The organism is Agromyces archimandritae (assembly GCF_018024495.1).
GTDB lineage: Bacteria > Actinomycetota > Actinomycetes > Actinomycetales > Microbacteriaceae > Agromyces > Agromyces archimandritae.
In genome coordinates this window covers 2047855-2072645 of sequence record NZ_CP071696.1, presented here as the reverse complement: position 1 = coordinate 2072645, position 24791 = coordinate 2047855, and the positions used below count along the sequence as shown (strand labels likewise).

Here is a 24791-nt window from a genome sequence, read left to right as displayed (position 1 = left end):
CGGGTGCGGATGCCGCGAGCACCGCCCCTACCGCCGGCGACGGAACCGGTGTGTACTGGAACCATGAGAGCCATCTGGAAAGGGGCGCTCACATTCGGACTCGTGAATGTGCCCGTCAAGCTCTTCAGCGCCACGGAGGACCACGACGTGGCCCTGCATCAGGTGCACGCCGCCGACGGCGGCCGCATCCGCTACGAACGCAAGTGCGAGATCGACGGCAAGACGGTCGAGTACAAGGACATCGCCAAGGCGTACGACGACGGCGAGCAGACCGTCATCCTCACCGACGCCGATCTGAAGGAGCTGCCCGTCGAACGCAGCCGCGAGATCGAGGTCGTCGAGTTCGTGCCGAACGAGCAGATCGACCCGATCCTCTTCGACCGCGCCTACTATCTCGCCCCGGATTCGAAGTCGACGAAGGCGTACGCGCTGCTGCGCGAGACCCTCGAGTCCACCGACCGCACCGCGATCGTGCGCATCTCGCTGCGGCAGCGCACGAGGCTCGCCGCCCTGCGGGTGCGCGGCGAGGTGCTGATGGTGCAGACGCTCTTGTGGGGCGACGAGGTGCGTGCGGCCGAGTTCCCGGAACTCGACGAGACGCCGAAGATCACGAAGAAGGAGCTGGACCTGTCGAATCAGCTCGTCGAGAGCCTCGTGAGCGATTTCGAACCCGACGATTTCGTCGACGAATACCAGCAGGAGCTGCGCACCCTCATCGACGCCAAGCTCGAGCAGGGCGACGCGATCGACACGGCGGCGACGTTCGGGGAGCAGCCCGAGGAGGAGGGCGCCGAGGTCATCGACCTGATGGATGCCCTGAAGCAGTCGATCGCGTCGAACCGCGGTGCGAAGAGCACGTCGGGCGGGTCGAAGCCGAAGTCGAAATCGCGCAAGGGCGCCTGAGCGAGTGGATGCCCGGGCGCGGCGCCCCTGGCGCTCGGCGCGCCCACGGCATCCACTCACGGCCCGCGTGCCCGCACGGCGGGCTCAGCCGGCGCAGGCCTCCGAGGCTTCGGCGGCGGCGGTCTGGATCGCGGTCTCCTCGGCGCTGAAGTCGACCGGTTCGGACGTCTCGGCGTCGGGGTCGACGGTGGGCGCCGTGGCGACGGCTTCGGCGGCCCCGGCGATGGCGTCGTCGAGTTTCGACAGCGCGCCCGAGACGAGGTCGTCGTCGCCGAACTTCTGCGCGAGCTTCTCGATGCGGCCCTGGGCGGTCTCGAGGTACTCGGTGACCTCGGCCGGATCGGTCATCGCCGCGAGCATGTTCTGCGTGCCGTTCGAGATGTCGCGCACCTCGGATTTCAGTTCGTCGCAGGGTGCGGCGGTCTCGGCCGGCTGCCCGCTCGCGCACGAGCTCAGCAGGAATGCGCCGCCGATGGCGAGCGCCACGAGTACGGGTCGTGTGGATCGCATGTGATTCCCCCAAATACAGTGCTCCGCCCAGTCTAAACCGGCCGTCCGACACCCCTCGTGGCCGCGGTTACACTGGGCCGCATGCCCGCCCCCGAATCCCAGCCCCAGCCCGTGTTCGCCGTCGTCGGCCCGGGGGCCGTGGGCGGCCTTCTCGCGGCCCTACTCCGCCGTGCCGGTGCCGATGTCGTGGTCGTCGCACGCGAGGCGTCCGCGCGGCGCATCGCCGAGCGCGGGCTCACGATCACGAGCGGCCGCTACGGCGAGTGGATCTCCGACGTCCCCGCCGTCACCGAGGTGCCGGCGGGCGCGCATGTGATCCTCGCGGTCAAGGCGTATGCCCTGGGCGAGGTGATCCCGCAGCTGGCCGCCGCGCACCCGGCCGAGGTCCTCACGCTGCTGAACGGCGTCGACCACCTGCCGGCCCTCGCCGGGGCGCTGCCCGGCACCGACGTCATCGGGGCCGCGATCACGATCGAGGCGGCCCGCACCGAGCCGACGGTGCTCGAGCACCGCAGCTCCTTCGCGCGCGTCACGGTACCCGAGCGGGCGGCGGGTTCGCCGATCGCGACGGCGCTCGCAGACGCCGGGGTCGCCGTGACCGCGGCCGGCACCGACGCCGAGGTGCTGTGGACGAAGCTCCGCTTCCTCGCGACCTTCGCCCTGCTGACCTCGCGCACCGAGACGGGCATCGGCGAGGCCCTCGCGGCCGACCCGGGACTCGCGGATGCGCTGATCGAAGAGATCGCCGCCGTCGCGAGCGCCGAGGGGGTGCCGACGGATGCCGGTGAGCTCCGCGCCTCCGTCCACGGCATGCCCGCCGGCATGCGCTCCTCCCTGCAGCACGACTTCGCCGCCGGCGGCCCCACGGAGCTCGACGCGATCGGCGGCGCCGTCGCCCGGGCCGCGCGCGCCCACGGCATCCGCACCCCCGCCCTCGACGCGACCCTCGCCGAGCTCGCGGCGCGCTGACCGCGCACCCGCGGCGCACCCGCCGCGCACCGCGCACACCGCGAAGCCGCTCGGGGTGTTCGTCTTCAGGCTGGGGCTCGCACTGTTCGGCATCGCGGCGGCCGGCATCGGCTTCCAGCTGTTCGCGGCTCAGGCGCCGGCCGCGTTCGCGACGGCTTCGGCGATGGCGAGGTCCTCCCACGACATGCCGGTGCTCTTGAAGACGACGGGCAGGCCGGCGGGCAGGCGCGCGCCGCCGCGCACGACGTCGCGCATCGGGATGAGTGACGCGGGGTCGAGGAATCCCTCGGCGACGGCGAGCACCACGTCGCCGGCTTCGCGGAGGGCGGTCGCCGGGTCCTCGACGATGACGGAGGCACGGCCCATGAGTGCCGCGTCGAGCTCGCGGGCGTCGGGTTCGTGGGAGCCGACGGCGATGACGACCGCATCGGCGCGCACGAGGGAACCGTCGAAGAGCGGTTCGCGCGCGGTCGTCGCGCACACGATGAGGCCGGCTGCGGCGAGCGCGGTGGATGCCTCGGCGCTGCCTGCGACCACGGCGCCGCGCCGCGGTCGGCGTGCGACGCGGGTGACGGTTCCGAGCGCGCGGCGCCCGTCGAGCACGGCGCGGAGGGTCGCGAGGTGCGCCTCGGCCTGCGGTCCGGCGCCGAAGACGACGACGTCGAGCGGAGCGGATGCCGCGGCGCCCGCGCCCTGCGCCCGCCCTCCGGCATCCGCACCCCGTTGGAGGCCCCATCTCCCGCTGGAGTGCTCGAATTCGGGACCTCCGACGGGAGATGGGACCTCCAATGGGGCGAGCAGGAGCTCGCGGACGGCGGCGAAGGAGACGGCGGGGGTGCGGAGCGTCGTCAGGGCGGCGCCGTCGAGCACGGCGCGCGGGCTGAGCGTGGCGGCGTCGGCGAGCAGGTAGAGGCCCTGGATGCGCGGGAGCCCGGCGGCGGGGTTCGCGGGGGCAACCGTGAGCACCTTGACGCCGGCGGCGGTGACTGAGCCGGAGGGCATGAGGAGGAACTCCCCGGAGGCCAGCGGCACCTGGATGCGTGCGGCGTCGAGCGCCGGGTCGAGTCCGTCGGCGAGGGCGGCGCGCACGGCATCCACTGCGGCATCGGGCGCGAGCGCCCGGGCGACGCGCTCGGCGTCGAGGAAGACGGGGCCGGTCATCGCAGCACGAATCCGGGCGTCAGCGGGTCGCGCGGGTCGACGGTGAACTCGCTCGTGCCGGTGCGGTAGGCCATGCCGGTGACGACGGGCACGACGGCGTCGCGGGAGTGGATGCGGGTGCGCGCCGCGATGCGAGCGGTGAACTCCGAGCCGACGATCGAGCCGTGCTCGAGCACGTCGCCGTCGCCCAGTTCGCCGCGGTGGGCGAGGGTCGCGATGCGCGCGCAGGTGCCGGATCCGCACGGCGATCGGTCGAGTTCGCCGTCAGCGAACACGGTCGCGTTCCGCTGCCGCAGGCGGCGGGATGCCGTGGGTTCGCCCGCACCGCGCGCCGGGGCGCCGTCTGCGCCCGTACCGCGAGCACCGGCATCCGCGCCCGACACGTCACCGTGCGCCGGGGCATCCGCACCCGACGCATCGGCGCTCTCGGCGCCCGACCGCTCGAACAGGATCGTGCCGTACACCCCGCTCAGCCGCTCGTCACCCGAGTGGCGGGCATGCTCGGAGTCGTTCAGGGCCAATTTCATCTCGCGGCCGAGGGCGATGATCTCGTCGGCGCGGGCGGGCTCGATCGCAAGCCCGGCGGTCGCCGCATCGAGCTGGGCGTAGATCGCTCCGCCGTAGGCGATGTCGACGAGGAGCGGTCCGCGCGAGGTCTCGACCGGCACGTCCGTCGCGATGACGTAGCTCGGCACGTTCACGAAGTCGACGGCCGTGACGAGCCGGCCTTCGTGGTGCACGCGCGCCGTCACCCGCCCCGATGGAACGTCGATGACGACCTCGGTCACCCCCGAGGGGTCGGCCGGCACGCGGCCGGTCTCCACGGCCCACGCGCCGAGCGCGATCGTGCCGTGCCCGCACGCCGTCGAGAAGCCGTCCTTGTGCCAGAACAGCACGCCGAAGTGCGCGCCGGCGTCGTCGGGCGGGGTGATGAATCCGCCGTACATGTCGGCGTGGCCGCGCGGTTCGAAGCACAGGATCCGCCGCAGGCGCTGCGCCGCGGCATCCGCGATCGCCGCCTGTCGCCGCTCGGCGACCGTCGCCCCGGGCAGCGGCACGGGCGGTTCCGCGACGATCCGGAACGGCTCGCCGCCCGTGTGGTAGTCCTCCGTGCGCACCGCTTCGACGTCCATCGCTCCCTCACGACTCGTGCTTCTTTCCCGAGTGGATGCCGACCGGCACCCGCCCCGGGCACGGCGAGCCTACCGGTCCGCGTCGGGCGTTCGTGCTGCGGATATTGCAGATATTGCAGATCACTTGTTACAGTTATTGCATTTGGAAGGGGGATGAACGATGAGCGACGTACTTTCGCGCGACGCCGACGCCCTGCATCGCGCGCTCGATACCTCGGGCGACGAAGTCGAACTCAGCCTGTCCCGCGAGACCGCCGAATGGTTGGCCCGCATCGTGGATGCCCGCGCCAACGGCCAGGAGGTCGTGCTCACCCGCGGCGGGGGTGAGGTCACACCCGCCGAAGCCGCGGCCCTGCTCGGCATTTCACGACCGCAGGTGCGCAAGCTCATGGACGAGGGGGCCCTGCGGTTCCGAAAGGTCGGCACTCACCATCGGGTCACGCTCGAGTCGCTCCAGGTGTACCGCGACGCACAGCGCGCTCACCGCCGCGTGGCCATGGAAGAACTTTCCCGACTGCAGAACGAACTGGGCCTGCTGGAGTGACCTCATTCCACCGCGAACCCGAACGCGCCCCGATCCGAGTCGTCCTCGCGGATGCCAACGTGCTGTATTCCCGCGTCCTCCGCGACTATCTGCTCTACGCGGCTGATGCGGAGCTCATCAGCATTCGATGGAGCGCGGCGATCCTCGCGGAAGTCATCGAGCATCTCACGAAGAACCTCTCCGGGTTCGACGCCGCATCCGGTCGGCGCCTCATCGCCGCCATGTCTTCGGCGTTCCCCGGCGCCGAAGTCGCGAGCGACGAGGCCTCTCGCCGGGCCGTCGCGGCGATCCCGCTCCCCGACGAGGATGATCGGCACGTCCTCGAGGCTGCTATCGCCGCCGAAGCCGACATCATCTGCACCGACAACACCAAGGACTTCCCGCCAACCGAGCTCGCAGCGATCGGCATCGAAGCGCTGACCGCTGACGCACTGCTCTCGCTCCTCATCGAGGAGTTCCCGGGCGAGATGACCTCCGTCCATGCCACGGTCGTATCCCGGCTGACCGGGGCGACCGACGCATCCATGCTCGCCAAGCTACGACGCGCCGGGGCCGTCAGTGGCGCTCGTCTCTTGAGCGAGCTCGTTCAATAGCCGCGACCTCGAACGCCGCCCTCGTGCCGACACGGGCACCGTGCGCGGTCAGGGCGACCACGGCGACCATCGCGGCGACCACGCCGATCGCGATCATCGGGAACGGAACCGGCAGCAGGGCGCGCTGCAGTTCCGAATGGTCGTTCCTTTCCGCTTCAGCCGCCCGGCCGCGGCGGTCCGCGCCACCTGGATCAACAGCAGCCCGCCGCCGACCACCAAGACGAAAGATCTTGAGCGCCGCCCTCGTGCCGACCCGTCGAATGCGATGCGGCCCGAACCCGACCTGGTCGTAGGCTGGCTCAATGCGCAAGCGGCCGACACTCTGTACATCTCGAGCGTGACCCTCGCCGAACTGCTCTTCGGCATCGGCGCCCTTCCGGCAGGCGCCAGGAAGGAGCGTCTGGCACACGCACTCGACGGGCTGCTCGCCCTCTTCCCCGGACGCGTGCTCGCCTTCGATCAGGAGTCCGCACGGCGATACGCGATCATGGCCGTTGCCGCTCGCGCTGCCGGCACCCCGCTTCCGACCGCCGACGGATACATCGCCGCCGTCGCCACCCGGAACGCCCGGGACCTCGCAGCCACCGGCGTCGAACTGATCGACCCCTGGCAGGAGGACGCCGCCGCAGACGGCGAGCCTTGACGCGCGGTCCCGGCCGGGACTGAGCCGCCAGTTACACCGTCAGCTGCATGCGGGCCGACCGCCGGGCGGCCGCATCGAGCGCACGCTGCGCGCCGCGCAGGGTGCCGCGACGGGCGACCTTGCGGCCGATGCGGTCGTAGGCGGTGAAGGCGGCGCCGTCTGCGACGACGTGCCCGGCGTACTCGCCGTCGAGCGTGGCGCTGTGCACCTCGTGATCGGCGCGCTGCCAGCGCAGCGAAGGACTGGTGTTCATATGAGTGGATTCGATTCGGTACGGCAGGCGGCGATGCCTGCGGAAGAACATGGTGCGCGGGGCGGATGCCTCGGGCAGTGGATATCGGGGCCGTGGGCCTCGAGGCGGTGGATGCCTCGGGCGGTGGATGCCCGGTGCGCCGTACACAGCGACGCATTGATCTGCGAGCACGCCGCCGGAGAGGGAACACGGCGTGTGCCGGAGAAGATTGTGCGGAGACGGCGGGATTTGAACCCGCGGTCCCCTTACGGGGACTCCACCTTAGCAGGGTGGTGCACTCGACCGGACTATGCGACGTCTCCATGCGCGCTCCTCGCGGAACACGCGACTGCCATCATAACCGGTCGCGGCTGCGTGGTCGATTCGAGGGCGGCCCGGCATCCACTCGCGAACGAGAACGGCGCCGCGAATGGGCGGGCTGCTACTGGTCTTCGAGCGTGCGGCCGGCGGAGCAGCGCTCCTCGGCGGCCGTCTGACCGTACACGTCGCTCGGCAGCGCCTCTTCCGTCGGGGTCGGCACGGCGGGGTCGGCGGCGCCCGCTTCGGCGGGTGCCTCTTCTTCGACCGGGGCCTCCTCGACCGGGGCCTCGCCCTCGGCGGGCGGGGCCGGGGTCACGGTCGAACCGAAGCTGACGTCCTGCTGCGCCTCGGCGTCGAAGACGACCGGCTTGTCCTGCTGCAGTGCGAGGTTCACGACCTCGGCGGACTCGGTGGGCGCCTGCCCGCCCGAGCCGTTGCCGACGGTCGGGTACTGGATGAACTGGATCTTCGAGAGGTCCACGTCCTTCAGCGCGAGCGCGATCGAGATCATCGTCGTCGGGTCGAGCAGGCCCTCCGAGAGCTCCATGTTCTGCAGGGCCGCCTTCGCGATGCCGTACAGCTTGCTCGGGTCGGAGAGCGTGCCGTCGTTCTGCACCTTGCGGGCGAGGGCGGAGAGGAACACCTGCTGGTTCGAGATGCGGCCGAGGTCGCTGCCGTCGCCGACGCCGTGCCTGGTCCGCAGGAACTGCAGCGCCGGCAGGCCCTTCAGCTCGTTCATGCCCGCCGGCAGGTAGAGGTCGGTGTGCTCATCCTCGATGGGCTCGGCGACGCAGACCTCGACGCCGCCGATGGCCTCGGAGAGCGCCGCGACGCCCAGGAACTGCACGCTTCCGGCGAACTGGATCGACGTGCCGGTGAGCTCTTCGACGGTGCGGGCGACGCACGGCATCCCGCCCCACGACAGCACCGAGTTGATCTTGACGTCGTACAGCTCCCAGAGCGGATCGCCGCCCGGGTCTTCGGGGTCGACGCACTCGGGCACGTCGACGACCATGTCGCGCGGGAAGCTGATGACCGAGGCGTGGCTGTGGTCCTGCGCGATGTGGAAGAGCATCGTGACGTCGTTCAGCACGGCGGTCTCTTCGTCCGGGTCGCCGAAGCCTTCGCCCTGCCCCTCGCGGCTGTCGTTGCCGATGAGGAGGACGTTCACGCCGCCGTCGATCGCGCCGATGTCGGGGACGTTCGCGAGCTGCTCCTCGTTGCCGAGCTTGACACCGGGCTTGATGGTGTTGGCGAGATCCCACGCGGCGTATGCGCCGACCGCCGATCCGGACACCAGGACGACGCCGAGCATGGCGCCGGCGACCTTGGCGATGGACTTCCACGTGCTGTGGCGCTTCAGGCGACCGTGCCTGGTGCCGACGGGAGGGGTTCCGGGGTGACGGGGTGGCTCACTCGGGTCCTCTCTGAGCTCGGGTGTTCGGGCTCTCGCCCGCCGTGATCGGGTTCATCGGCGGGCCGTGCTTCGGGTTCTCGCGTACTCGGGGGTACTCGGGTCGTACTCGGTCTCGAAGCGGAGGGCGTGGGATTCGAACCCACGAGGCATTTCTGCCCACCGGTTTTCAAGACCGGCTCCATCGGCCGCTCGGACAGCCCTCCTCGCCGTCGTCCGGGCATCCGCTCACGCGGTGCACGGCCGTCCGGCAGGCCCCGATTCTAACCGAAGGTGCCTTCGCGAGCTTTTCAAGCGACCCTGTGAAGGGGCTGAAGCCGGCTCACCAGCCGGTACTCGCGGCGGTGCAGCGCAGCTGCGTCGCGTCCTGCCCCGTCACGTCGGAGGGCAGCGAGACGGTCGGCTCGGGCGTCTCGACGCCGGCGGGCGCGTCGCCGTCGCCCTCATCCGCGGTCGAGCCGTCCGAGGCATCCGAGCCGTCGGAGGCCCCCGAGCCGTCGGACGCATTCGACGCGTCGCCGCCGGGTTCCCCGGAGGCGTCCGACGACCCGTCCGGCGGGTCCGTCGTCGGCCGGGTCGGATCCACCGTTCCGAACGAGGCGTTCGACAGAGCATCCGGATCGAGCAGCACCGGCCGGTCGGCGACGAGCGCGGCGTTCACTTCCTCCGCCGATTCGGCCGGTTCGACGTGCACGCCGTCGTACGCGTAGACCGTCGGGTACTGGATGAACGCGATTTTCGACAGGTCGGTGTCGGCGAGCGCGAGGGCGATCGGGATGAGGGTGCCGGGGTCGCGCAGCCGCTCCGAGAGCTGCATGTTCTTCGTCACGGCCTTCGCGATCGAGTACAGCTTGACGGGGTCGCCGAGCGTGCCGTCGCTCTTCAGGGTGCGCATGAGGGAGGCGAGGAAGGACTGCTGGTTCGCGATCCGCCCGAGGTCGCTGCCGTCGGCGACGCCGTGCCTCGTCCGCAGGAAGCCGAGCGCCTCGTATCCGCTGATCTTCTGCATGCCCGCCGCGAGCACGAGGTTCGCGTCGGGGTCGTCGATCGGCTCGCTCACACACACCTCGACGCCGCCGACGGCCTCGGCCAGGGCCGCGACCCCCTCGAACTCCACGATGCCGCCGACGGGGATCTGCACCCCCGTGAGCTCTTCGATCGTGCGCGCCACGCAGCCGAAACCGCCGTGGCTGAACACGCTGTTCAGCAGCACTCCCCACTGCTCGTCGAGCATCTCGCCGTCTTCGCGCGGGTCGGGGCATTCGGGTACGTCGACGTACATGTCGCGCGGAAAGCTCACGACCTCGACATGCGAATGGTCCTGCGAGATGTGCAGCAGCATGGTGACGTCGTTCAGCACGCCCGAGTCGACGTCGGCGTCGCCGAACGAGCCGTCTTCGGGCCGCTTGTCGCTGCCGACGAGCAGGAAATTCAGGCCGCCCTCCATCGCTCCGATGTCGGGCACGTCGTCGAGCAGATGCTCGCTTCCGAGCTCGAGGCCGGGCCCGACGCCGGCGAAGAGGTCGATCGCCGCATAGGCGCCGACGGCTCCGACGCTGACGACGGCGACGGCCGCGATGGATGCCGTCACGCGCACCGCTGCGGCGAACCCGCCGCGACCGGGCAGTCTTCCGTGCCGCACGGGCTCGGCCGGTCCGGGCACGCTCGAGACGACGACGTGTTCGTCGCCGAGCGCCTCACGGCCTTCTTCCCCCGCGAACCGTCCCCCGCCGGCATCCGCACCCCCAATACGCGATGGGCGCGATCCTACCGCCGCAGGCTGCGGTTTCGGCGTGAGATCAGGGCAGCGAGTCGAGGACGGATGCCAGGCCGTGCTCCTCGACGGTGCCGGTCACCTCGCTGGCGGCACGCTGCACATCAGCGGGGGCCTGCCCCATCGCCGCCGCGCGGCCGGCCGAACCGGCCCAGCTGAACATCTCGATGTCGTTGCGGCCGTCGCCGGCGGCGAGCACCCGCCGGTTCGGCACGCCGAGCCAGCCGCGCACGCGTTCGAGGGCGGTCGCCTTGCTGACGCCCTCGGGGGCGATGTCGAGCCACGCCGTCCAGCCGATCGAGTAACTGACCTGGTGCAGGCCCATCTCTTCGACGACGCCGAGGAAGTCGTCGAGGTCGTGACCGGGTGAGACGACGACGACACGGGTCGCTTCGACGCCGAACAGCTCTTCGAAGGCGACCTGGCGGGCGTCTTCGAGGTTCCAGCCGCCCGGGTCCTCCGTGTACAGGCGGTGCTCGTTCGCGAGCTCGACCATGAAGCGGCCCGTCGGCAGGAATTCGCGGATGCGCTGCAGCACCTCGGTCGGGTCGAAGATCTCGACCTCGACGCGCGAGTAGCCGCCCGGCCCCTCACCGTCGCGACCCATCGTGATGGCGCCGTTCGCGCAGACCACGTACTCGGGTTCGAGCCCGAGGCGGTCGAGCACCGGCTTCGTGGTGAACCAGGAACGGCCGGTGGCGAGCGTCACGATGTGGCCGCGGGCGCGGGCGGCGCGGATCGCCTCGGCGACGGACGCGTCGATGGTGCCGTCTTCGTGCATGACGGTGCCGTCGACGTCGAGGGCGACGAACCACGGATCCTCGCGCTCGGGGCGCCCGGCCTCGCCGAGGCGGACGCGGCCGGCGAGCTCGCTGCCGGCGGGATGCGCGCCGTCGGGGCCGTCGGCGCTCGCGCCGGCGGGATGCGTACCGAGCTCCGTACCGCCGTCCGCGCCCGTCATGCGACCGGCCGCAGCACGTCGAGGCCGCCGAGGAAGGGCCGCAGCACCTCGGGCACGATGACCGAACCGTCGGCCTGCTGGTGCGTCTCGAGGATCGCGACGAGCCAGCGGGTCGTGGCCAGCGTGCCGTTCAGGGTGGCGACCGGTGCGGTCTTCCCGCTCTCGGTGCGGTGGCGGATGTCGAGCCGGCGCGCCTGGAACGTCGTGCAGTTCGAGGTGCTCGTGAGCTCGCGGTACGCCTGCTGCGTCGGCACCCACGCCTCGACGTCGTATTTGCGGGCCGCGCTCGAACCGAGGTCGCCGGCGGCCGTGTCGATCACGCGGTACGACAGGCCGAGGTCCTGCAGCATCCCCTCCTGCCAGCCGAGCAGCCGTTCGTGCTCGGCCTCGGCCTCGTCGGGGTGCACATAGCTGAACATCTCGAGCTTGTTGAACTGGTGCACGCGGATGATGCCCCGCGTGTCTTTGCCGTGGCTGCCGGCTTCGCGCCGGTAGCAGGTCGACCAGCCCGCGTACCGCAGCGGACCGTCGGCCAGGTCGATGATCTCGCCCGAGTGGTAGCCGGCGAGGGCGACCTCGCTCGTGCCGGTGAGGTAGAGCTCGTCGGCCGGCAAGTAGTAGACCTCTTCGGCGTGCGAGCCGAGGAAACCGGTGCCCTGCATGATCTCGGGACGCACGAGGGTCGGGGTGATGAGCGGGGTGAAGCCCGCGGCGAGGGCACGGTCGAGCCCGAGGTTCATGAGCGCGAGCTCGAGCCTGGCGCCGACGCCCTTCAGATAGTCGAAGCGGGCGCCGGAGACCTTCGCACCGCGGGCCATGTCGATCGCGTCGAGCATCTCGCCGAGTTCGAGGTGGTCGCGGGGTTCGAAGTCGAACGCGGGGATGCCGCCGACCTCGCGGAGCACGACGTAGTCGTCTTCGCCGCCGGCCGGGACCCCGTCGATGACGACGTTGCCGATGCGCTGCACGGTCTGATCGAAGCGCTCGCCGGCCTCGCCGGCGGCCTGATTGGCCTCTTTCACGCGCACGGCCAGCTGCTGGGCCTCGGCGACGAGGCCGGCCTTCTCGTCCTTCGGCGCCTTCGCGACCTGCTTGCCGAAGGCGTTCTGCTCGGCCCGCAGCTGCTCGAACGCGGTGATCGCCTGGCGCCGGGAGGCGTCTGCGGCCAGCGCCTCGTCGACGAGCTCGACGGACTCGCCGCGGGCGGCCTGCGAACGCTTGATGAGCTCGGGATTCTCGCGGAGGAGGACGGGATCGATCACCCTTCCGAGTGTAGTCTCGGCCGCCGACACGCCCCTCTGCGGGCGGATGCCGTAGCGTTGAGTCGTGGTGGGGGGCGAACGATCGCGGGCGGATGCCGGTGCCGCCGGCATGCCGCGGGCGGCGATCATCTCGAATCCGTCGAAGGACGGCATCCGTCGCCTGCGCGAGGCCGTCGCCCATGCCGAACGCCGTCAGGGCTTCGCGCCGTCGCTCTGGATCGACACGAGCGCGGACGACCCGGGCGTCGGCCAGGCCCGCGAAGCCGTCGAGGCGGGCGTCTCCCTCGTCGTGGCGGCCGGCGGCGACGGCACCGTGCGCGCGGTCGCCTCGGGGCTGCGCGGCACCGGGGTTCCCCTCGGCATCGTGCCCGCCGGCACCGGCAACCTCTTCGCGCGCAACCTGCAGCTGCCCGTCGGCGACCTCGCCGATGCGGTCGTCGTCGCCTTCTCGGGGGTGGATCGCGCCGTCGACGTCGTGGTCGCCGAGGTCGAACGCGCCGACGGCTCCGAAGAGGCCTTCGCCTCCCTGGTCGTCGCGGGCGTCGGCATCGACGCGGCGATGATCCAGAAGACGAATCCGACGCTGAAGCGCCGCTTCGGGTGGCTCGCCTACGTCGACGGCGGGTTCCGTGCGCTGCCGGCATCCGCACCCTTCCACTTGAACTACCGCCTCGACGGGGCGCACCCCCGGCGGGCCCGCGCATCGAGCGTGCTCATCGCGAACCTCGGTTCGCTGCCCGGCAACATCGAGCTCATTCCCGATGCGGAATACGACGACGGCAAGCTCGACGTCGCCCTGCTGCAGCCGAGGAGCGTGTTCGGCTGGTTCTTCGTGTGGTGGAAGGTCGGCTGGGAGAACGTCGTCATGCGCCGCAGCCGCCTCGGCCGGCGCATCGTGGAGCGCTCCGGCGGGCGCACCGAGATCGTGTACCTCCGCGGCCGCGAGATCACCGTCGAGATGCCCGACGGGCCCGAGGAATTCGAGGTCGACGGCGACGGCTTCGGCGAGATCGTGCGCGCCCGCTTCCGCGTCGAGCCCGCCGCCCTCATCGTGCGCGCGGCGGAATAGGGCGCGCCGCGGCATCCACCGCATGCCGCCCCCAACGCGCCGCGGCATCCACCGCGGACACCGCCGTCAGGCGCCCGGTTCGCCCGTGATGAGGCCCCGCAGCCAGTCGCGGGCCTCGATGAAGACGGCGTCGTCGAAGCGCGACGGGTATTCGACCTCGCGGCGGTCGGCACGTGGATACGATCCGAGGAATATGACGTTCGGGCTCGTGCGGCGAAGGCCGAGGAGAGCGTCGGCGACGCGCTCGTCGGTGAGGTGGCCGTCGAGGTCGATGACGAATCGGTAGCGGCCGAGGGCATCGCCGATCGGGCGCGACTGCAGCTGGCTCATGTTCACGCCGCGCGTCGAGAACTGCTCCAGCATCGCCAGCAGCGCACCCGGCTCGTCGCTCGGCAGCTCGACGATGAGGCTCGTCTTGTCGGCACCCGTGCGATCCGGGATGCGGCGCGAGGCGCTCACGAGCACGAAGCGGGTCACCGCATTCGGGTTGTCGCCGATGTCGCGGGCCAGGACGTCGAGCTCGAGATGCTCCGTGATGCCGGGCGGGGCGATCGCGGCATCCGCCGACGCATCCTCGAACAGGGCCGCGGCGGCCTGCACGTTGCTCGTCGCCGGCAGGTGGCCGTGGGCGGGCAGCTCGCGCTCCAGCCAGCCGCGGCACTGCGCATAGGCGACGGGATGCGCGTTGATCGTGCGCACCTCGGCGAGCGTCGTTCCGGGCCGGGCCACGAGCACGAAGTTCACCGGGACGAGGTACTCCCCCACGATCCGGACGCCCGGCATCGTGGCGAGGGCGTCGAGGGTCGCGCCCACCCCGCCGTCGACCGAGTTCTCGATGGCGATGATCGCCGCGACGGATCTCCCGCTCGTCACGTCCGCGAGCGCCTCGCCGACGTTGTTGACCGGCCGCCACGGCTTGCCGGCGGCCTCGGGCACCTGCTTCAGCGCAGCCTCGGTGAAGGTGCCCGCCGGCCCCAGGTACGAGTAGCTCTCCCCCGTGTTCGCTGCATCCACCCTGCAAGCCTATGCCGCGCCGGCGACGCGACGCGGGTGACGATGTCGGCGGCCGGTGGAAGACTGAGGGCATGCATGAACGTGCAGGAACCCCGGCCCGGCCCGAGGACCTCGTCGACGTCGAGGCGCTCGTCCGCGCCTTCTACGATCGCGTGCCCGACCCGGCCGTTCCGGCCGAGCGCGTCGCCTTCGGCACCTCCGGCCACCGCGGCTCCGCGCTCGCCTCCTCGTTCACCGAGACGCATATCGTCGCGATCACGCAGGCCATCGTCGACTACCGGCGCGGGCAGGGCACGAGCGGGCCGCTCTTCATCGGCGCCGACACGCACGCCCTGTCGGCGCCCGCGATGACCGCCGCCCTCGAGGTGCTCGTCGGCAACGAGGTGCGCGTGCTCGTCGACGAATACGACGACTACGTGCCGACGCCGGCGCTCTCGCACGCGATCCTCACCTGGAACCGCTCGCCGCGGGCGGATGCCGAGGGCCGAGCCGACGGCATCGTCGTCACCCCCTCGCACAACCCGCCGGCCGACGGCGGCTTCAAATACAACCCGCCGCACGGCGGCCCCGCCGACTCCGACGCGACCGGGTGGATCGCCGCGCGCGCGAACGAGCTCATCGAAGCCGGCCTCGCCGGGGTGAACCGGGCCGAGCCGAGCGCCGTGGAGACGTACGACTTCCGCGGCCGCTACGTCGACGACCTCGAGAACGTCATCGACATCGACGCGATCCGCCGCTCCGGGCTCCGCATCGGCGCCGACCCGCTCGGCGGGGCATCCGTGTCGTACTGGGCGGCGATCCGCGACCGCTACGGGCTGCCGATCGAGGTCGTGAACGAACGCGTCGACCCCGCCTGGGGGTTCATGACCCTCGACTGGGACGGCAAGATCCGCATGGACCCGTCGAGCCCGTCCGCGATGGCCGGCGCCCTCGAAGCGGCCGGCCGCTTCGACATCCTCACCGGCAACGACGCCGACGCCGACCGCCACGGCATCATCACGCCCGACGGCGGCCTCATGAACCCCAACCACTACCTCGCGGTCGCCATCGAGTACCTCTTCGGGCACCGGCCGGGCTGGCGCGCCGACGCCGCCGTGGGCAAGACGCTCGTGTCGAGCTCCATGATCGACCGGGTCGCGGATGCCCTGGGCCGACGCCTCTGGGAGGTGCCCGTCGGCTTCAAATGGTTCGTGCCCGGGCTCGTCGACGGCTCGGTCGGCTTCGGCGGCGAAGAGAGCGCCGGCGCCTCGTTCCTGCGCTTCGACGGCACGGTGTGGACGACCGACAAGGACGGGATCCTGCTCGCGCTCCTCGCCTCCGAGATCCGCGCCGTCACCGGGCGCTCGCCCTCGGAGCTCTACCGGGGCCTCGCCGAGCGCTTCGGCGACCCCGCCTACGCGCGGCGCGACGCCCCGGCGAGCCCCGAGCAGAAAACCGCCCTGGGGGCGCTGGACGCGGCATCCATCGACGCCGACACCCTCGCCGGGCAGCCCGTCACCGCGAAGCTCTCGCGGGCCCCCGGCAACGACGCGCCCATCGGCGGCGTCAAGGTCACGACGGCCGACGCGTGGTTCGCCGCACGCCCCTCGGGCACCGAGAACGTGTACAAGCTCTACGCCGAATCGTTCCGCGGGCCCGAACACCTCGCGCTCGTGCAGGACGAGGCGCAGGCCATCGTGGATGCCGCGCTCGGCGGGAGCTCGTAGGGCGCCGCGGGCGGACGATCGGGGGCGGTGCGGTCCGGCATCCACACCCGAAACCCCCGGAGACGCCGAACGGCGCACCCCCGGAGGGATGCGCCGTTCGAAGAGGCGTCGCCTGAGTGGGCTGTCGCCTTACTTGATGGAGAAGTACGACACGGTGCCGCCGCCGGTGGCGAGGGCCTCGTCGACGTCCCAGAAGTCGATGTCCTTGGTGTGGCCGCCGACCCAGATCTTGGTGCCGGCGTCGGTGTGCTCGACCTGGGTCACGACGGCCGTGTGGTCGCGGTCACCGGAGTTGTCCCAGTCGAACTGGGCGACGTCGCCGACGCGGACCAGGTCGCGCTGGGTGTCGTCGAGCGGGGTCGCGCGGTCGGGGCGCGAGTTCAGGTAGTCGCGCATGGCGGTCGAGCTGATCCAGCTGGACGAGACGTTGCCGCCACGGTAGTGCCAGCCTTCGTCCTCTTCCCAGCCGCGCTCGAGGAGCGACTGGCTGGTGAAGTTGGCGCAGTCCACACCGGGCAGGACCATGTAGTGGTCGCTGTTGTAGTTCTGCCAGTGGGCCATGACGTAGTCGATCTGCTTCTGGACACCGGGGTCGCTCACGTAGGAGACGCCGAGCGTGGTCGGTGCGGCCTCGCCCTCCGCGGATGCGGGCTGGGCGCTGCCGGTCGCAGCGGGATCGATCTCGACGGGCTGGCCGTCGGCCGCGGTGAAGGCCAGCTCGGCTCCACCGGTGGCGGCATCCGAGACGCCGGGCACCGCGAAGGTGACCTGCTCGTTCTCGGCCTTGACGATCTCGGCCTCCTGGCCGCCGACGGTCACCTTGGCGACCTTGTCGAGGCCTTCGCCGGAGACGCTGACCTGGGCGCCGCCGCGGACGCTGACCTCGGTCGCCGACGGGCCGGTCGTGATCTTGGGATCGGCGGCAGGGGTGACGACGAGCTCGTCCTTCACGACATCGGTCGCCGGCTTGTTCGCCTTGCCGGTCAGGGCCGGAGCGAGCGACTGGATCGAGGCCTCGCTGAGCTGGGCGGAGGCGGCCTTGGCGGCTGCCTCCTGCTCACCGGCGGCGATGCCGCCGATGGCGGTCACGGCCATGAGGGCCGCGGCACCCGAGGCGAGCACGATGCGGAATCGGGCCTTGGATGCGGGGGAAGTCTGGGTTTCGGACGTGTTCGGGCGTGCAGAAAATACGTTTCGAGTAAGCAATGGTTCGGGTTTCGGTTCGGGTTCGGTTCGGGTTCTCCCCGTCTTGCGACGTCCATCGCCAAACGAGGAAATGACACTTAATCATGTTCGCTTGAAGAAGTCGTGGCCGAGCGCTGGGAAACCAGTGATAATCACTCACTTTTCGCGGATCCGGGCCGCCGACGGCCCATTTCGCGCCGAATCAGGCCGGATTCGGCCGCCCCCGGCGCGGATATTCCCCACCCGTTCGGCCGCGCTGCGGCATCCGCCCGGCCGCGCCCCAACATCCGCCCGGTCGGCCGCGCCCCGGCATCTGTTCGTTCGGCCGCGCCCCGGCATCTGTCCGTTCGGCCGCGCCCCGGCGTCTGTTCATTCGGCCGCGCCCCCGCATCCGCCCGCTCGGCCGCGCCCCAGCATCCGCCCGGTCGGCCGCGCCCCGGCATTCGCCGCCCCTGGCACCGCACCCGGCCGCCGCCGGCACCAGCCGAGGCTTCTGCGCAATGCAGGAGTCCACACGGCGTGTCGGGGGTGCCCATCAGCGAAAACCGGGCGCGACACGGATGCGCTCCTGCATTGCGCAGAGAAACGGGCGACGAACCGGAGGGACGATGCCGGAGCCGCCGCCGCCGACACCAGCCGAGGCTTCTGCGCAATGCAGGAGTCCACACGGCGTGTCGGGGGTGCCCATCAGCGAAAACCGGGCGCGACACGGATGCGCTCCTGCATTGCGCAGAGAAACGGGCGACGAACCGGAGGGGCGATGCCGGAGCGGCCGCCGCCGACACCAGCCGAGGCTTCTGCGCAATGCAGGAGTCCACACGGCGTGTCGGGGGTGCCCATCAGCGAAAACCGGGGCGCGACACGGATGCGCTCCTGCATTGCGCAGAGAAACGGGCGAGCGGTGGGCGCGCGAGGGGCGACGGATGGGCGAGCGCGGCGACGGATGGGCGAGCGCGGTGACGGGTGGGCGAGTGAGGGTGGAGAGTGGCGGGCGGGGCGGGCGGCGCGCCGCGGCATCCACTCGGGGAAGGGAAGGTCAGCCGGCGGCGGGGAGGCCGAAGAACTCCTCGAGGGTGGTGATGCCCTGCTCGTGCATCTCGGTCGCGAGGTCGACGCCGATGTAGCGGAAGTGCCACGGCTCCGGCGGGTACCCCGTCACGTCGACCTTGTCGGCGGGGTAGCGCAGGATGAAGCCGAAGCGGTACCCGTTGTCGCGCAACCACGCGCCCTCGGGGCTCGTCTCCAAGCACTCGAACGAGCAGCCGCCGACGGTGCCGATGTCGATCGTCAGCCCGGTCTGGTGTTCGCTGTGGCCGGGCGGCGCGGTCGTCGGATCGCTGCCGTCGCCGTAGAGCTCGACCTGCGTCTCGTAGTCGCGGAACGCGCTGTTGGACGCGAGCGCGAACCCCGGCTCAGCGCTCGCCGCCTCGAACATCGCGACCACGGCATCCGCCGCCTCCTGCCGCATGAGCGGCTCCCAGGTGTGCTCGACGGGCACCTCGACGAGATCGTCCGGCATGTAGTCGATCGGGTTCAGCGCGCGCAAGCGGTTCACGACCACCCAGATGCTCGCGGGGTCGTCGATGGATCGCGCGGTCTTGTCGAAGGTGTCGATGCTCGCGGGCGGTTCGCTCGTCGGCGGGGCGGCGCGCGGCGTCGGCCGCGTCGACCCGGGTGTGGATGCCGTGGGCTCGCCCGACGGGCCGGCGCCGCCGCTCAGGAGGCCGACGACGAGCGCGACGATCAGGGCGACGACGAGGATGCCGGCGACGAGGATCGTGCGGTTCCGCCGAACCCGGCGAGAGACCGGCGGAGGCGTTTCAGACACCGTTCGAGCCTATCCGAGCGCCCGCCGGGCGCCGAGCCGCCGCCGGGGCGCGGCCGAGCCCCGCGCAGAAGTGCCGATCTCCCGTGGGAGTGCGGAAATCCCGGCACTCCCGCGGGAGATCGGCACTCCTGCAACGCGCGGGACGGGAGATCGGCACTCCTGCGGGAGACCGGCACTCCGGTACGACGGCGCGCCGCGCAGGGCGCGGCGCGGAGTGGGCGCGACGGGGCGGCGCGCAGGGCGCGGCGCGGAGTGGGCGCGACGGGGCGGCGCGGCGCGACGGCGCGGCGCGGAGTGCGCGCGGCGGGGTGGCGCGGCGCGCAGGGCGCGGCCGAGCCCCGCGCAGAAGTGCCGATCTCCCGTGGGAGTGCGGAAATCCCGGCACTCCCACGGGAGATCGGCACTCCTGCGGGAGCCACTGCGACAGATCGGCACTCCGGCGGAGACCGGCACTCCGGTACGACGGCGCGGCGCGGGGGATACGCCGTGAGAGCGCTCTCTTGACAGGGCGGCTCGAAGGTGCGTAGAGTCTCGTCCGGTTCGTGAGAGCGCTCTCACGAAAGCGACACGAGGGCGCAGCGAGCCGTGGCATCCACACACCGCAGCACCCCGCACGGGAACCGCGCGCACACCGCGCGGAGCCCGCGCACCCGAATCCCACCCACGCACAAAGGAGTGACCGTGAAGCTTTCACGCCACACGAGAGCCGCGGCGGCCGTTGCCGGCGCGGCATCCATCGCACTCCTCGCCTCCGCTTGCGCCACCGGCGGCGGCGAGGGATCCGAGGGGGGCGACGTCGAACTGACCGTCACCACCTTCGGCACCTTCGGCTACGAGGACCTCTACAAGGAGTACGAGAAGCTCAACCCGGGCGTCACCATCAAGGCGACGAACATCGACACCGGCGGCAACGCCCGCACGGACGTGTTCACGAAGCTCGCCGCGGGCTCCGGCCTCAGCGACGTCGTCGCCATCGAAGAGGGCTGGCTCGGCGCCATCATGGAGGTCAGCGACCAGTTCGTCGACCTCACCGAATACGGCATCGAGGACCGCAAGGCAGACTGGGTCGACTGGAAGTACGACCAGGCCACCGACCCCGACGGCCGCGTCATCGGCTACGGCACCGACATCGGCCCGACCGGCATCTGCTACAACGGCAAGGCCTTCGCCGCCGCCGGCCTGCCGAGCGACCGCGACGAGGTCGCCGCCCTGCTCGAGGGCAGCTGGGCCGACTACTTCGACGTCGGCCGCCAGTACACCGCCAAGACCGGCAAGGCATGGTTCGACCAGCCCGGCTTCGTGTGGAACTCGATCGTCAACCAGATGCCCGAGGGTTACTACACCTCCGACGGCGAGCTGAACGTCGAGGGCAACGCGGAGCTCCGCAAGAACTTCGACCTGCTCGCCGCCGCGGTCGGCGACGGCCTCTCGGCCCAGCAGGCGCAGTGGGACTGGAACGGCGGCAAGTCGTTCGTCGACGGCACCTTCGCGACCATGGTCTGCCCCGGGTGGATGCTCGGCACGATCAAGGGCCAGCTCGAAGCCGCAGGCGGCGACGCATCCGCCGGATGGGACTTCGCCGACGTGTTCCCCGGCGGCCCGTCGAACTGGGGCGGTGCGTTCCTGTCGGTCCCCGAGACCAGCCAGCACAAGGAGGAAGCCGCAGAGCTCGCCGACTGGCTCACCCAGCCCGAACAGCAGGTGAAGCAGTCCAAGGCCGCCGGCAACTTCCCGTCGACCCTCGAGGCGCAGAAGGTGCTTGCCGACGAGGCCGAGCCGAACGAGCTGTTCAACGACGCGCCGACCGGTGCGATCCTCGCGGCCCGCGCCGAGGGCGTGAAGGCCCAGTTCAAGGGCCCCGACGACTCCGTCATCCAGGAGAACGTCTTCGGCCCGCCGCTGCAGGCCCTCGACCGCGGTGAGACCGACGCCGACGGCGCCTGGGAGCAGGCGGTCGGCCTGCTGCACGAGCTCGTCGAGGAGTGAGACCGGCCGGGGGCCGGGCGCACGTCGCCCGGCCCCCGGCATCCACACCCGGCATGCGCCGGCCCGGCATCGCCACCCCGGCATCCACACCCGGCATGCGCCGGCCCCCGGCATCCACCCACGCAGCAGAACGGCACCCCATGACCACCACGCTCCGCCCGCCGCGGACCGAGGCGCCAGCACGCATCGGGTTCAGACAGCGGCTCTCGCGCCTCGACCAGAAGGCCTCCCCCTACCTCTACGTGTCGCCGTTCTTCATCCTGTTCGCGGTGATCGGCCTCTTCCCCCTCGTCTACACGCTCTTCGTCTCGCTGCACGACTGGGATCTGCTGAAGGGCCAGGGCGACTTCGTCGGCCTCGAGAACTTCCAGGCGATCCTCGGCGACCGCATGTTCTGGAACTCGATCGGCAACACGATCAGCATCTTCCTGCTGTCGGCGATCCCGCAGCTGGCGGCAGCCCTGCTCATCGCCTACCTCCTCGACCAGGGCCTGCGCGCACCCACCTTCTGGCGCATGGGCGTGCTCGTGCCCTACATCGTCACCCCCGTCGCCGCCGCGCTCATCTTCTCCAGCGCCTTCAACGAGGCCGACGGGCTCGTGAACAACCTCCTGAACCTCGTCGGCATCCCCGACCAGGAATGGAAGCACGACACCTTCCTCAGCCACCTCGCGATCGCGACGATGGTGAACTTCCGCTGGACCGGGTACAACGCCCTCATCCTCCTCGCCGCCATGCAGGCCGTGCCCCGCGACCTCTACGAGTCGGCCGCGATCGACGGCGCTGGGCCGGCCCGCCGCTTCTTCTCCATCACGGTTCCGTCGATCCGCCCCACCCTCATCTTCGTCATCATCACGGCGACGATCGGGGGCCTGCAGATCTTCGCCGAGCCCAAGCTCTTCGACCCGTCGACGGCCGGCGGCATCGGCGGCAGCGACCGCCAGTTCCAGACGACCGTGCTGTTCCTGTGGGAGCTCGCGTTCTTCCGCCGCGACTTCGGCGAGGCATCGGCGGTCGCCTGGTTGCTGTTCCTGCTGATCGTCGGCTTCGGCGTCGTCAACTTCCTCATCTCGCGGCGGATCGCCACCGGCGACGGGCCGCGCGCATCCCGTCGCGCAACCCGCCCGAACCGCAGCACCCGCCGCGCCCAGGCCAGAGGAGGCATGCGATGAGCACGCTCACGCCAGAATCCGCAGTGGATGCCGGAAGCAGCGCCCCCGCGGCATCCACCCCCGACGCCGGCGGTCGCCGGCCCCGTGCCCGTCGCCGCCGCGGCGCCGGCACCGCCGGCCTCGGCAGCCGCCCCGGCTTCCTCATCTACGGACTCCTCAGCGCCTTCCTCATCGGCAGCATGTATCCGCTGTGGTGGTCGTTCGTCGTCGGCAGCGGCACGAACGCGACCCGCGGGGAGACGCTGCCGCTCATCCCGGGCGGCAACTTCCTCGCGAACGCGGCGAAGGTCTTCGACGCCATCCCGTTCTGGCTCGCGCTCGGCAACTCGGTGCTCGTCTCGGCCGTGATCACGGTGTCGGTCGTGACGTTCTCGACCCTCGCCGGGTACGCGTTCGCGAAGCTCCGCTTCCGGGGCCGCGACGGCCTCATGGTGTTCGTGATCGCGACGATGGCGATCCCGACGCAGCTCGGCATCATCCCCCTCTTCATGGTGATGCGCCAGCTCGGCTGGACGGGCACCCTCGGCGCCGTCATCGTGCCGACCCTCGTGACCGCGTTCGGCGTGTTCTTCATGCGGCAGTACCTCGTCGACGTCATCCCCGACGAGCTCATCGAAGCCGCCCGCGTCGACGGGGCGAACCAGTTCCGCACCTTCCTGACGGTGGGGCTTCCGGCCGCGCGCCCCGCGATGGCGATCCTCGGGCTGTTCACGTTCATGACGGCGTGGACGGACTACCTGTGGCCGCTCATCGTGCTCGGCCCCACCAACCCCACCCTGCAGACGGCGCTCAGCCAGCTGCAGTCGGGGTTCTACGTCGACTATTCGATCGTGCTCACCGGTGCGATCCTCGCAACCATCCCGCTGCTGGTGCTCTTCGTGGTCGCCGGAAAGCAGCTCATCTCCGGAATCATGGCAGGAGCAGTCAAGGGCTGATGAACGGCACCGATTTTCCGAGCGACTTCATCTGGGGCTCGGCGACCGCCGCTGCCCAGATCGAAGGCGCCGCGCACGAAGACGGCAAAGGCGACTCGGTCTGGGACGCGTTCGCGCGGGTTCCGAACGCCGTCGCCGGCGGCGACACCCCCGAACGCGCCGTCGACCACTACCACCGCATGCCCGAAGACGTCGCGCTCATGCGCGAGCTCGGCCTCGACTCGTACCGCTTCTCGGTGTCGTGGGCACGCATCATGCCCGACGGGCGCACCGTCAACCCCGCCGGGCTCGCGTTCTACTCGCGGCTCGTCGACGAACTGCGCGCGGCCGGCATCCTGCCGTGGCTGACGCTCTACCACTGGGACCTGCCGCAGACCCTGCAGGAAGAGGGCGGCTGGGCGAACCGCACCACCGCGGCCCGCTTCGCCGACTACGCCGAGGTCGTCTACGAGGCCCTCGGCGACCGCGTCGAACACTGGACGACCTTCAACGAACCGCTGTGCTCCTCCCTCATCGGGCACGTCGGCGGCGAACACGCCCCCGGGCTGAACAACCCCTGGGCCGGCCTCGCGGCGGTGCACCACCAGCACCTCGCGCACGGGCTCGCGGTCTCGCGGCTGCGGGGCCTCGCGGATGCGGCGGGCCGGGGCATCCATCTGGGGATCACCCTGAACCTCACGAACGCGGTGCCCGCCGACCCCGAAGACCCCGCAGACCTCGACGCGGCCCGCCGCCTCGATGCGATCTGGAACCGCATGTTCCTCGACCCCATGCTTCGCGGCGCATACCCCGCCGACCTGCTGCAGGACGTCGCCGGTTACGAGCTCGAAGCGCGCATCATGCCCGGCGACCTCGAGATCATCTCCGCCCCCATCGACTTCCTCGGCGTCAACCATTACCACGACGACCAGGTGTCGGGGCATCCGCTGCCGCCGTCGGCGCGCGCCTCGCTCAGGCCCACCGACAAGCCGGGCCGTTCGCCGTTCGTCGGCAGCGAGTTCCTCGGCTTTCCGACGCGCGGGCTGCCGCGCACCGCGATGGACTGGGAGGTCAACCCCGACGGCCTCCGCCGCCTGCTCGTACGCCTCGGCGAGGAGTACGAGCAGCTGCTGCCGCCGCTCTACGTCACCGAGAACGGTTCGGCTTACGACGACGTCGTGGCCGCCGACGGCGCCGTGCACGACCCCGAACGGGTCGCATACCTCGAAGCGCATGTGGATGCCGTGGCGCGCGCCATCGCAGACGGCGCCGACGTGCGCGGCTACTTCGTATGGTCGCTGCTCGACAACTTCGAATGGGCGTGGGGCTACGGCAAGCGCTTCGGGATCGTCCGCGTCGACTACGAGACCATGCAGCGCACCCCGAAGGACAGCGCCCTGGCATACGCTCGAATCATCGCCGGATCGCGCGCCGCCGCCTGACGCGCCAGCTCACCCAGGGGGAACGATGACCGAGGAGGAGAGGGCCGTGCGGGGC

The 24791-nt window shown here is 71.1% G+C and carries 22 protein-coding genes and 2 tRNA genes; 11 read left to right on the top strand and 13 right to left on the bottom strand.

Features of this window, described 5'->3' with window-relative positions; genetic code table 11:
• Positions 1-63 precede the first annotated feature (63 nt).
• Positions 64-903, top strand: coding sequence for a non-homologous end joining protein Ku (ku, locus tag G127AT_RS09435; protein ID WP_210896301.1), 840 nt, complete (start codon positions 64-66; stop codon positions 901-903).
• Positions 904-987: 84 nt separating this feature from the next.
• Here ku and G127AT_RS09430 read toward each other — a convergent pair whose 3' ends face one another.
• Positions 988-1413 (bottom strand): hypothetical protein, encoded by a 426-nt coding sequence (locus tag G127AT_RS09430; protein ID WP_210896299.1) that lies wholly within the window; start codon positions 1411-1413, stop codon positions 988-990.
• Positions 1414-1494: 81 nt separating this feature from the next.
• On the opposite strand from G127AT_RS09430, the gene G127AT_RS09425 reads away from it, so the two are divergent.
• On the top strand, positions 1495-2382 hold the full coding sequence (locus G127AT_RS09425) for a ketopantoate reductase family protein (RefSeq protein ID WP_210896297.1): 888 nt from the start codon (positions 1495-1497) through the stop codon (positions 2380-2382).
• 129 nt (positions 2383-2511) lie between these two features.
• Here G127AT_RS09425 and G127AT_RS09420 read toward each other — a convergent pair whose 3' ends face one another.
• Both G127AT_RS09420 and G127AT_RS09415 read right to left on the bottom strand, forming a co-directional pair.
• Positions 2512-3543 (bottom strand): ornithine cyclodeaminase family protein, encoded by a 1032-nt coding sequence (locus G127AT_RS09420; protein ID WP_210896296.1) that lies wholly within the window; start codon positions 3541-3543, stop codon positions 2512-2514.
• The gene (locus tag G127AT_RS09415) at positions 3540-4676 is read right to left on the bottom strand and encodes a proline racemase family protein (protein WP_210896294.1); all 1137 of its coding nucleotides are present in this window, start codon (positions 4674-4676) and stop codon (positions 3540-3542) included. The genes G127AT_RS09420 and G127AT_RS09415 overlap by 4 nt, the downstream gene beginning before the upstream one ends.
• Positions 4677-4836: 160 nt before the next feature.
• On the opposite strand from G127AT_RS09415, the gene G127AT_RS09410 reads away from it, so the two are divergent.
• Genes G127AT_RS09410 through G127AT_RS16130 form a run of 3 tightly spaced genes read left to right on the top strand, consistent with a single transcriptional unit; the run spans position 4837 to position 6456 of the window.
• Positions 4837-5220: a helix-turn-helix domain-containing protein gene (locus G127AT_RS09410; RefSeq protein WP_210896292.1), complete on the top strand. Its 384-nt coding sequence runs from the start codon at positions 4837-4839 to the stop codon at positions 5218-5220.
• Entirely contained in the window at positions 5217-5813 is a 597-nt protein-coding gene (locus tag G127AT_RS09405; protein ID WP_210896290.1) for a PIN domain-containing protein, read from the top strand. Before G127AT_RS09410 ends, G127AT_RS09405 begins: the two co-directional genes overlap by 4 nt.
• Before the next feature lie 40 nt (positions 5814-5853).
• Entirely contained in the window at positions 5854-6456 is a 603-nt protein-coding gene (locus tag G127AT_RS16130) for a PIN domain-containing protein (protein WP_244857511.1), read from the top strand.
• Positions 6457-6487: 31 nt separating this feature from the next.
• On the opposite strand, the gene G127AT_RS09395 is transcribed toward G127AT_RS16130, so the two are convergent.
• The 7 genes from G127AT_RS09395 to serS all read right to left on the bottom strand — a co-directional run bounded on the left by G127AT_RS09395 (position 6488) and on the right by serS (position 12420).
• Positions 6488-6709 (bottom strand): hypothetical protein, encoded by a 222-nt coding sequence (locus G127AT_RS09395; protein WP_210896288.1) that lies wholly within the window; start codon positions 6707-6709, stop codon positions 6488-6490.
• Between the two features lie 213 nt (positions 6710-6922).
• Positions 6923-7011: transfer RNA gene (locus G127AT_RS09390), tRNA-Ser, on the bottom strand.
• Between the two features lie 119 nt (positions 7012-7130).
• Positions 7131-8324, bottom strand: a complete 1194-nt coding sequence (locus G127AT_RS09385; protein WP_210896286.1) for an LCP family protein — start codon at positions 8322-8324, stop codon at positions 7131-7133.
• Positions 8325-8544: 220 nt separating this feature from the next.
• Positions 8545-8629: transfer RNA gene (locus tag G127AT_RS09380), tRNA-Ser, on the bottom strand.
• Positions 8630-8745: 116 nt separating this feature from the next.
• Positions 8746-10065 (bottom strand): LCP family protein, encoded by a 1320-nt coding sequence (locus tag G127AT_RS09375; RefSeq protein ID WP_210896284.1) that lies wholly within the window; start codon positions 10063-10065, stop codon positions 8746-8748.
• A gap of 157 nt (positions 10066-10222) precedes the next feature.
• Positions 10223-11158: an HAD family hydrolase gene (locus tag G127AT_RS09370; RefSeq protein WP_210896282.1), complete on the bottom strand. Its 936-nt coding sequence runs from the start codon at positions 11156-11158 to the stop codon at positions 10223-10225.
• On the bottom strand, positions 11155-12420 hold the full coding sequence (gene serS / locus G127AT_RS09365) for a serine--tRNA ligase (protein ID WP_210896280.1): 1266 nt from the start codon (positions 12418-12420) through the stop codon (positions 11155-11157). Before serS ends, G127AT_RS09370 begins: the two co-directional genes overlap by 4 nt.
• 67 nt (positions 12421-12487) lie before the next feature.
• Between serS and G127AT_RS09360 the strand changes: the two genes are divergently transcribed.
• On the top strand, positions 12488-13489 hold the full coding sequence (locus G127AT_RS09360; protein WP_244857510.1) for a diacylglycerol/lipid kinase family protein: 1002 nt from the start codon (positions 12488-12490) through the stop codon (positions 13487-13489).
• A 66-nt stretch (positions 13490-13555) separates the two neighbouring features.
• Here G127AT_RS09360 and pheA read toward each other — a convergent pair whose 3' ends face one another.
• The gene (gene pheA / locus G127AT_RS09355) at positions 13556-14503 is read right to left on the bottom strand and encodes a prephenate dehydratase (protein WP_210896278.1); all 948 of its coding nucleotides are present in this window, start codon (positions 14501-14503) and stop codon (positions 13556-13558) included.
• A gap of 71 nt (positions 14504-14574) precedes the next feature.
• Between pheA and pgm the strand changes: the two genes are divergently transcribed.
• Positions 14575-16209 carry a phosphoglucomutase (alpha-D-glucose-1,6-bisphosphate-dependent) gene (gene pgm, locus G127AT_RS09350; protein WP_210896276.1) on the top strand — a complete coding sequence of 545 codons (1635 nt, stop codon included), beginning with the start codon at positions 14575-14577 and terminating at the stop codon, positions 16207-16209.
• Between the two features lie 129 nt (positions 16210-16338).
• On the opposite strand, the gene G127AT_RS09345 is transcribed toward pgm, so the two are convergent.
• Together G127AT_RS09345 and G127AT_RS09340 are read right to left on the bottom strand one after the other, a co-directional pair.
• Positions 16339-17331 (bottom strand): amidase domain-containing protein, encoded by a 993-nt coding sequence (locus G127AT_RS09345; RefSeq protein ID WP_210896274.1) that lies wholly within the window; start codon positions 17329-17331, stop codon positions 16339-16341.
• A gap of 1099 nt (positions 17332-18430) precedes the next feature.
• Positions 18431-19222, bottom strand: coding sequence for a M15 family metallopeptidase (locus tag G127AT_RS09340; RefSeq protein WP_244857509.1), 792 nt, complete (start codon positions 19220-19222; stop codon positions 18431-18433).
• Between the two features lie 681 nt (positions 19223-19903).
• Here G127AT_RS09340 and G127AT_RS09335 point away from each other — a divergent pair.
• The 4 genes from G127AT_RS09335 to G127AT_RS09320 all read left to right on the top strand — a co-directional run bounded on the left by G127AT_RS09335 (position 19904) and on the right by G127AT_RS09320 (position 24736).
• Entirely contained in the window at positions 19904-21208 is a 1305-nt protein-coding gene (locus G127AT_RS09335) for an ABC transporter substrate-binding protein (protein ID WP_210896272.1), read from the top strand.
• 140 nt (positions 21209-21348) lie between these two features.
• The gene (locus G127AT_RS09330; protein WP_210902008.1) at positions 21349-22380 is read left to right on the top strand and encodes a carbohydrate ABC transporter permease; all 1032 of its coding nucleotides are present in this window, start codon (positions 21349-21351) and stop codon (positions 22378-22380) included.
• The gene (locus tag G127AT_RS09325) at positions 22377-23315 is read left to right on the top strand and encodes a carbohydrate ABC transporter permease (RefSeq protein WP_210896270.1); all 939 of its coding nucleotides are present in this window, start codon (positions 22377-22379) and stop codon (positions 23313-23315) included. Before G127AT_RS09330 ends, G127AT_RS09325 begins: the two co-directional genes overlap by 4 nt.
• Positions 23315-24736, top strand: coding sequence for a glycoside hydrolase family 1 protein (locus G127AT_RS09320; RefSeq protein WP_210896268.1), 1422 nt, complete (start codon positions 23315-23317; stop codon positions 24734-24736). The genes G127AT_RS09325 and G127AT_RS09320 overlap by 1 nt, the downstream gene beginning before the upstream one ends.
• Positions 24737-24791: the final 55 nt, after the last annotated feature.

Coding starts and splice junctions, on each gene's coding strand:
- ku (WP_210896301.1), top strand. CDS start 64: ATGAGAGCCATCTGGAAAGGGGCGCTCACATTCGGACTCGTGAATGTG.
- G127AT_RS09430 (WP_210896299.1), bottom strand. CDS start 1,413: ATGCGATCCACACGACCCGTACTCGTGGCGCTCGCCATCGGCGGCGCA.
- G127AT_RS09425 (WP_210896297.1), top strand. CDS start 1,495: ATGCCCGCCCCCGAATCCCAGCCCCAGCCCGTGTTCGCCGTCGTCGGC.
- G127AT_RS09420 (WP_210896296.1), bottom strand. CDS start 3,543: ATGACCGGCCCCGTCTTCCTCGACGCCGAGCGCGTCGCCCGGGCGCTC.
- G127AT_RS09415 (WP_210896294.1), bottom strand. CDS start 4,676: ATGGACGTCGAAGCGGTGCGCACGGAGGACTACCACACGGGCGGCGAG.
- G127AT_RS09410 (WP_210896292.1), top strand. CDS start 4,837: ATGAGCGACGTACTTTCGCGCGACGCCGACGCCCTGCATCGCGCGCTC.
- G127AT_RS09395 (WP_210896288.1), bottom strand. CDS start 6,709: ATGAACACCAGTCCTTCGCTGCGCTGGCAGCGCGCCGATCACGAGGTG.
- G127AT_RS09385 (WP_210896286.1), bottom strand. CDS start 8,324: ATGCTCGGCGTCGTCCTGGTGTCCGGATCGGCGGTCGGCGCATACGCC.
- G127AT_RS09370 (WP_210896282.1), bottom strand. CDS start 11,158: ATGACGGGCGCGGACGGCGGTACGGAGCTCGGTACGCATCCCGCCGGC.
- pgm (WP_210896276.1), top strand. CDS start 14,575: ATGCATGAACGTGCAGGAACCCCGGCCCGGCCCGAGGACCTCGTCGAC.
- G127AT_RS09330 (WP_210902008.1), top strand. CDS start 21,349: ATGACCACCACGCTCCGCCCGCCGCGGACCGAGGCGCCAGCACGCATC.
- G127AT_RS09325 (WP_210896270.1), top strand. CDS start 22,377: ATGAGCACGCTCACGCCAGAATCCGCAGTGGATGCCGGAAGCAGCGCC.
- G127AT_RS09320 (WP_210896268.1), top strand. CDS start 23,315: ATGAACGGCACCGATTTTCCGAGCGACTTCATCTGGGGCTCGGCGACC.